Raw genomic sequence first — 6,934 nt, forward strand, 5'->3', positions numbered from 1 at the left:
TCAACGGTCGTGGCACGCCTTCGGTGGTTTCTCAGGATTCTCACGGTGCCGCGGCGTCACTGTGTCCCGATAGCATGTTGGCGGACCCCGTATGCGGACGAGTCGTTTGCCTTGCGCGACGATGAACGAGACAGAGTGAGGCGAGCGCTGAAAATGGGTAGCCAAAAAGGGCTGGCTCAGCGTATCGAGCGCAAACTCGAATCGACCGTTGGTGATGCGTTTGCCCGGGTGTTCGGCGGCTCGATCGTTCCGCAAGAGGTGGAAGCTCTCTTGCGCCGAGAAGCTGCTGATGGTGTGCGGTCGCTCCCGGAAAATCGCCTTTTGGCACCCAATGAGTACATCATTACCCTCGGTGTTCACGACTCTGAGAAATTGGGATCCGCCCCGGAGCTCACGTCGGGAGCATTTGCTCGGTACTTGGCGGACTATATCGATGAACAGGGATGGCAAACGTATGGTGATGTGGTGGTGCGGTTCGAGCGATCGCCGAACTTGCATACCGGCCAGCTCCGCGCCCGCGCAGCTGTCAACCCCGATGTCGAGCCCCACCCGACAGGCACCGATTCCGCCCGGCCACAATCGAACCACGCGTTACCCGCAGAATCAGGAGTACCAGCGATGACTGACAACTCGAGCTACCGCGGCGGTCAGGGGCAGGGGCGGCCCGACGAGTATTACGACGACCGCTACGCGCAGCCGCAAGAGGAGCAGCGCGGCGGGCCCGACCCGCGTGGTGGATATCCGCCCGAAGCTGGCGGCTACCCGCCGCAGCCTAGCTACCCACCACCTCCACGCCACCCCGACCAGGGCGGCTATCCCGAGCCCGGCGGCTACCCCGACCAAGGACCGGGTGGCTACCCCGAACAGCGCGGCTACCAGGATCAGGGCCAGGCCGGCTACCCACCGCCCTACGACCAGCATCCGCCAGCTCCTTCCGGGTACGGCGGCCCTGGCTACGACCAGGGTTACCGCCAGGGCGGCGGCTACGGCCAACCCCCCGGCGGCGGCTACGGCCAACCCCCCGGCGGGGGCTACGGCCAACCCCCCGGCGGCGGCTACGGCCAACCGCCCGGCGGCGGGCAACCCGGGTACGGCAGTTACGGAGACTACGGACGTGAGCTCGGGCGCCCGGACGAGGGCGGCTATGGCGCTGCCCCACCGCCCCCAGCGGCGCCACCCGAACCACCGCGGCCGTCCTACCCCGAGCAAGGCGGAGGTTACGAGCAACGGGGCTACGACCAGGGTTACCAGCAGGGCGGCGCGGGCTACGGGCGTCCGGACTACGGGCCCAGCGACTACACCCAGTACGCCGAAGCTCCCGCCGCTGGGGGGTACGCCCCACAGGGCGGATATGCCGAGCCGGCCGCCGGCAACTATGACTACGGCCAGCCGGCTGCCCCCGACTACGGCCAGCCGGCAGGCGGTGGCTACGCCGGTTACGGGCAGGGCGGCTATGGGTCCCCCGGAACCACGGTCACCCTGCAACTCGACGACGGCAGCGGCCGCACCTACCAGCTGCGCGACGGCTCCAACATCATCGGCCGCGGACAGGACGCGCAGTTTCGGTTGCCCGACACCGGCGTTTCGCGTCGGCACCTGGAGATCCGCTGGGATGGTCAGGCCGCGCTGCTCACCGACCTGAACTCGACCAACGGCACCACCGTCAACAACGCGCCGGTACAAGAGTGGCAACTGGCCGACGGCGACGTGATCCGCTTGGGCCATTCCGAGATCATCGTCCGGATCCACTGAACCCTCTGGGCTCAATGCTGCCCCGCTTGAACCCGTATCGACCGCCGTCCAAGTATCGTGATGACTTTGCTGATGTTCGCGGCATCACCGGCGCGGGGTGGCGGCGCCAGGACGGAAAGGACGCCAGATGCAGGGGTTAGTACTGCAACTGACGCGTGCCGGATTTCTCATGCTGTTATGGCTGTTCATCTGGTCGGTGTTGCGCATCCTGCGCACCGACATCTACGCACCGACCGGCGCGGTGATGGTGCACCGCGGGTTGGCGTTGCGCGGCGGGCTACTGCCGTCGCGCCAACGCCGACAGACCGCGCGCTACCTGGTGATAACCGAAGGGGCGCTGACCGGCGCGCGCATCACGTTGAGCGGGCAGCCGGTGCTGATCGGACGCGCTGACGATTCCACCCTGGTTTTGACTGACGATTACGCCTCGACGCGGCACGCCAGACTGTCGCAGCGAGGGTCGGAATGGTATGTCGAGGATTTAGGATCGACCAACGGCACTTACCTTGACAGGGCGAAGGTGACGACTGCGGTACGAGTTCCGATGGGGGTGCCGGTCCGGATCGGCAAGACGGCGATCGAGTTACGCCCGTGACCCGCGCCGACAACGATGCAGTGGGTGCACGCCGCCACAACTGGGAGGTATCCCCACCCGCTTGCGGGGGAGAGCGGCGCTCGTGACCCTGGTCCTGCGATATGCGGCCCGCAGCGATCGGGGCCTGGTACGCGCCAACAACGAAGACTCGGTCTACGCTGGTGCCCGGTTGCTGGCACTGGCGGACGGCATGGGCGGCCACGCAGCCGGCGAAGTCGCATCGCAACTGGTTATCGCCGCATTAGCTCATCTTGACGACGACGAGCCCGGTGGCGACCTGCTGGGCAAACTGGAATCCGCGGTTCGCGCCGGCAACTCGGCCATCGCCGCCCAGGTCGAAATGGAACCCGACCTCGAGGGCATGGGAACCACACTCACCGCAATCCTGTTTGACGGCAACCGACTCGGGCTGGTGCATATCGGTGACTCTCGCGGCTACTTGCTGCGCGATGGTGAGCTGACGCAGATCACCAAGGACGACACGTTCGTTCAAACGTTGGTCGACGAGGGCCGGATCACTGCGGAGGAGGCCCACAGTCACCCCCAGCGCTCGCTGATCATGCGCGCACTGACCGGGCACGAGGTCGAGCCCACGCTGACCATGCGCGAAGTGCGCGCCGGCGACCGATACCTGCTGTGCTCAGACGGGTTGTCTGACCCGGTGAGCAACGAAACCATCCACGAGGCCCTCAAGATCCCCGACGTCGGCGAAAGTGCCTACCGGCTCATCGAGCTTGCGCTGCGCGGCGGCGGTCCTGACAACGTGACCGTCGTCGTCGCCGACGTCGTCGACTACGAGTACGGCCAGACTCAGCCGATTCTGGCCGGAGCTGTATCCGGCGATGACGACCAGCTGACCCTGCCTAACACCGCCGCGGGACGGGCCTCTGCGATAGCCCCGCGCAAAGAGGTCCTCAAGCGGGTCCCGCCGCCGGTTGAGGAACTCAGCCGGCACCGGTGGTCGCGGCGCCGGATCGCGCTCGTCGCTGTCATAGCGGTCGTGCTAGTGGTAGCGGGGTTATTTATCGGGCGCGCCATTATCCGCAACAACTACTACGTCGCTGAGTACAGCGGCACCGTTTCGATCATGCGGGGGATCCAAGGTTCGCTGCTCGGCATGTCCTTGCACGAACCGTATCTGATGGGATGCCTGAATCCACGCAATGACCTCTCCCAGATCAGCTATGGCCAATCCTTGGCTCACCTGGACTGCCACCTGATGAAACTGGAAGACCTGCGTCCCTCCGAGCGCGCCCAAGTGCAGGCCGGACTTCCTGCCGGTTCCCTGGATGATGCCATTGGTCAGCTACGCGAGTTGGCCGCCAACTCGCTGCTACCACCCTGCCCGGCGCCTCGGGCCACCTCCCCGCCCAGCGCCGCCGGCCCGGCCACCACCAGCGCCGCGCCCGAACCAAGCGCTACGTCCTCGCCCGCGTCTCCTACCAGCCCCACCACCACTTCGGCCGCCGGGTCTCCACCCCCTACCACTCCCGGAAGCGCCAGCATTAGCGGAACACCTCATTCGAGTACTTCGCCGACAGCTCCTGCGTCACCTGTAACGACGTCGCCAACGGTGACCGCCCTCCCGCCACCACCACCGCAGCCGGGCATTGACTGCCGGGCGGCGGCATGACGACAAGTGTGCAGCCGCCGGTAACGGTCACACCCCCGTTGCCGACCCGACGAAACGCCGAGCTGCTGCTGCTGTGCTTCGCCGCGCTAATCACCATCGCCGCGCTCCTCATCGTGGAAGCCAACCAAGAGCGAAGCTTTCATTGGGACCTGGCCAGCTATGGCCTGGCCTTCCTGACGCTGTTCGGGTTCGCGCATCTGGCGATCCGGCGATTTGCTCCGTTCACTGACCCGCTTCTGCTGCCAGTGGTGGCGCTGCTCAATGGTCTAGGCCTGGTGATGATTCATCGGCTCGACCTCGTCGACACCGAGGTCGGGCGCCACGGTCATCCGAGCGCAAACCAACAGATGCTGTGGACTTTGGTCGGAGTCACCTCGTTTGCGCTCGTTATCACATTTCTCAAGGATCACCGCCAGCTCGCACGCTACGGCTACACCTGCGGGCTTTCGGGTCTGCTCATGCTGGCCGTACCCGCGCTGTTACCCGCGTCGTTGTCCGAGCAGAATGGCGCTAAGATCTGGATTCGCTTGCCGGGCTTCTCCATTCAGCCCGCCGAATTCTCCAAGATTCTGCTGCTGATCTTCTTCTCGGCGGTATTGGTCGCCAAACGCCGCTTGTTCACTAGCGCCGGTAAGCACCTGTTGGGCATGACGCTGCCGCGCCCGCGGGACCTCGCGCCGCTACTGGCGGCCTGGGTGATCTCGGTAGGTGTGATGGTCTTCGAGAAGGACCTCGGCACTTCGCTGCTGCTGTACGCCTCGTTCCTGGTGGTCGTGTACCTGGCCACCCAACGGCTTAGCTGGGTGATCATCGGCCTAAGCCTGTTCGCCGTGGGAAGCGTTGTCGCGTACTTCGTCTTCAACCATGTCCGGGTCCGGGTGCAGACCTGGCTAGACCCGTTCGCCGACCCGGATGGCAGCGGGTACCAGATGGTGCAATCGCTGTTCAGCTTCGCCACCGGCGGCATCTTCGGTACCGGGCTGGGCAACGGCCAGCCCGACACTGTACCTGCGGCGTCGACCGACTTCATCATCGCCGCCTTCGGCGAAGAGCTCGGATTGGTGGGCCTGGCCGCCATCCTCATGCTGTACACGATCGTCATCGTCCGTGGCCTGCGCACCGCTATCGCCACTCGTGACAGCTTCGGCAAGCTGTTAGCCGCAGGTTTGGCATCCACACTGGCGATCCAGCTGTTCATCGTCGTCGGCGGCGTCACCCGGCTCATTCCGCTGACCGGTTTGACCACACCTTGGATGTCCTACGGCGGGTCATCGCTGTTGGCCAACTACGTTCTGCTGGCCATCCTGGCGCGCATCTCGCACGGTGCCAGACGTCCGCTGCGCACCCGCGCCCGAAATACGTCGCCGATAGCTGCGGCCGGCACCGAGGTGATCGAGCGGGTATGAACGCCTCTCTGCGCCGAATCTCGGTGACCGTGATGGCGTTGATCGTCCTACTACTGCTCAACGCCACGATGACCCAGGTCTTCACTGCCGACGGGTTGCGCGCTGACCCACGTAATCAGCGAGTCTTGCTCGACGAGTATTCGCGCCAACGCGGCCAGATCACCGCGGGCGGGCAACTGCTGGCTTACTCGGTGGCAACCGATAGCCGCTTTCGTTTCCTGCGGGTCTATCCCAATCCCGAGGTGTACGCGCCGATCACCGGCTTCTACTCGCTGCGTTATTCCAGTACCGGTCTGGAACGGGCCGAGGACTCGCTGCTAAACGGTTCGGATGAGCGGCTGTTCGGCCGGCGACTGGCCGATTTCTTCACCGGTCGCGACCCGCGCGGCGGCAACGTCGACACCACGATCAGCCCGCGGATCCAGCAGGCCGGTTGGGACGCGATGCAGCAAGGCTGTGGCGGGCCCTGCAAAGGTGCGATCGTGGCGCTAGAACCGTCGACCGGCAGGATCTTGGCGCTGGTGTCTTCGCCGTCCTATGACCCCAATCTGCTGGCATCGCACAATCCCGAGGCGCAGGCACAAGCCTGGCAGCGGCTTCGCGATAACCCCGCCTCGCCGTTGACCAACCGCGCTATCGCTGAGACATACCCGCCGGGCTCCACATTCAAGGTGATCACCACCGCGGCCGCGTTGCAGGCCGGGGCCAGTGATACCGCACAGGTGACGGCGGCCGCCACGATTCCCCTTCCCGGCAGCACAGCCACCTTGGAGAACTACGGCGGCACGCCGTGCGGCCCCGACCCGACCGTGTCGCTCAGCGAAGCATTCGCCAAGTCATGCAACACCGCATTTGTCCAGCTGGGTCTGCAGACCGGCACGGATGCTTTGCGCAGCACCGCACAGGCGTTTGGCCTGGACAACCCGCCGAACCCGATACCGTTGCAGGTCGCCGAATCGACGATCGGCCCCATCCGGGATGCCGCCGCATTGGGGATGTCGAGCATTGGGCAGAAAGACGTCGCGCTGACGCCGCTACAGAACGCCGAAATCGCAGCGACCATCGCCAACGGTGGGATCACGATGCGGCCATACTTGGTCGACAACCTCCGAGGGCCCGACCTGGCCAACATCAGCACCACGGCGCCGCACCAGCAGCGCCGCGCGGTGTCGCCGCAGGTCGCCGCTAAGCTAACAGAGCTGATGGTCGGCGCCGAGAAAGTCACACAGCAGAAAGGGGCCATCCCCGGCGTGCAGATCGCATCCAAGACGGGTACCGCAGAGCACGGCACAGACCCCCGTCACACTCCGCCCCACGCGTGGTACATCGCATTCGCGCCCGCGCAGGCACCGAAGGTCGCCGTCGCGGTGCTGGTGGAGAACGGGGCCGATCGCCTGTCCGCGACGGGAGGTGCGCTCGCCGCGCCGATCGGGCGCGCCGTGATCGAAGCCGCGCTACAGGGGGGCCCATGAGTTCCCGCAGGCGAGCGCGAGTGGCGATCGCAAGCGTGGCCCAGCCACGCGCAGCGGGTCGCCACCCAGCTGCCCC

General features: G+C 65.7%; 5 protein-coding genes. All 5 read left to right on the forward strand.

From position 1 onward, the window contains the following. The first annotated feature begins 153 nt into the window (after positions 1–153). The 5 genes from F0Q45_RS23205 (at position 154) to pbpA (ending at position 6,858) form a co-directional block, all read left to right on the forward strand. Positions 154–1,752, forward strand: coding sequence for a DUF3662 and FHA domain-containing protein (locus tag F0Q45_RS23205; RefSeq protein WP_149656146.1), 1,599 nt, complete (start codon positions 154–156; stop codon positions 1,750–1,752). A 127-nt stretch (positions 1,753–1,879) separates the two neighbouring features. Continuing rightward, positions 1,880–2,347: an FHA domain-containing protein FhaB/FipA gene (locus tag F0Q45_RS23210; RefSeq protein WP_149656141.1), complete on the forward strand. Its 468-nt coding sequence runs from the start codon at positions 1,880–1,882 to the stop codon at positions 2,345–2,347. An 82-nt stretch (positions 2,348–2,429) separates the two neighbouring features. Continuing rightward, positions 2,430–3,980 carry a PP2C family protein-serine/threonine phosphatase gene (locus F0Q45_RS23220; protein WP_149656143.1) on the forward strand — a complete coding sequence of 517 codons (1,551 nt, stop codon included), beginning with the start codon at positions 2,430–2,432 and terminating at the stop codon, positions 3,978–3,980. Beyond that, positions 3,977–5,386 (forward strand): FtsW/RodA/SpoVE family cell cycle protein, encoded by a 1,410-nt coding sequence (locus F0Q45_RS23225; RefSeq protein ID WP_149656144.1) that lies wholly within the window; start codon positions 3,977–3,979, stop codon positions 5,384–5,386. The genes F0Q45_RS23220 and F0Q45_RS23225 overlap by 4 nt, the downstream gene beginning before the upstream one ends. After that, positions 5,383–6,858: a D,D-transpeptidase PbpA gene (gene pbpA, locus F0Q45_RS23230; RefSeq protein WP_149656145.1), complete on the forward strand. Its 1,476-nt coding sequence runs from the start codon at positions 5,383–5,385 to the stop codon at positions 6,856–6,858. The genes F0Q45_RS23225 and pbpA overlap by 4 nt, the downstream gene beginning before the upstream one ends. Positions 6,859–6,934: the final 76 nt, after the last annotated feature.

Source organism: Mycobacterium simiae, assembly GCF_008370645.1.
Lineage (GTDB): Bacteria > Actinomycetota > Actinomycetes > Mycobacteriales > Mycobacteriaceae > Mycobacterium > Mycobacterium simiae_A.

Coding starts and splice junctions, on each gene's coding strand:
- F0Q45_RS23205 (WP_149656146.1), top strand. CDS start 154: ATGGGTAGCCAAAAAGGGCTGGCTCAGCGTATCGAGCGCAAACTCGAA.
- F0Q45_RS23210 (WP_149656141.1), top strand. CDS start 1,880: ATGCAGGGGTTAGTACTGCAACTGACGCGTGCCGGATTTCTCATGCTG.
- F0Q45_RS23225 (WP_149656144.1), top strand. CDS start 3,977: ATGACGACAAGTGTGCAGCCGCCGGTAACGGTCACACCCCCGTTGCCG.
- pbpA (WP_149656145.1), top strand. CDS start 5,383: ATGAACGCCTCTCTGCGCCGAATCTCGGTGACCGTGATGGCGTTGATC.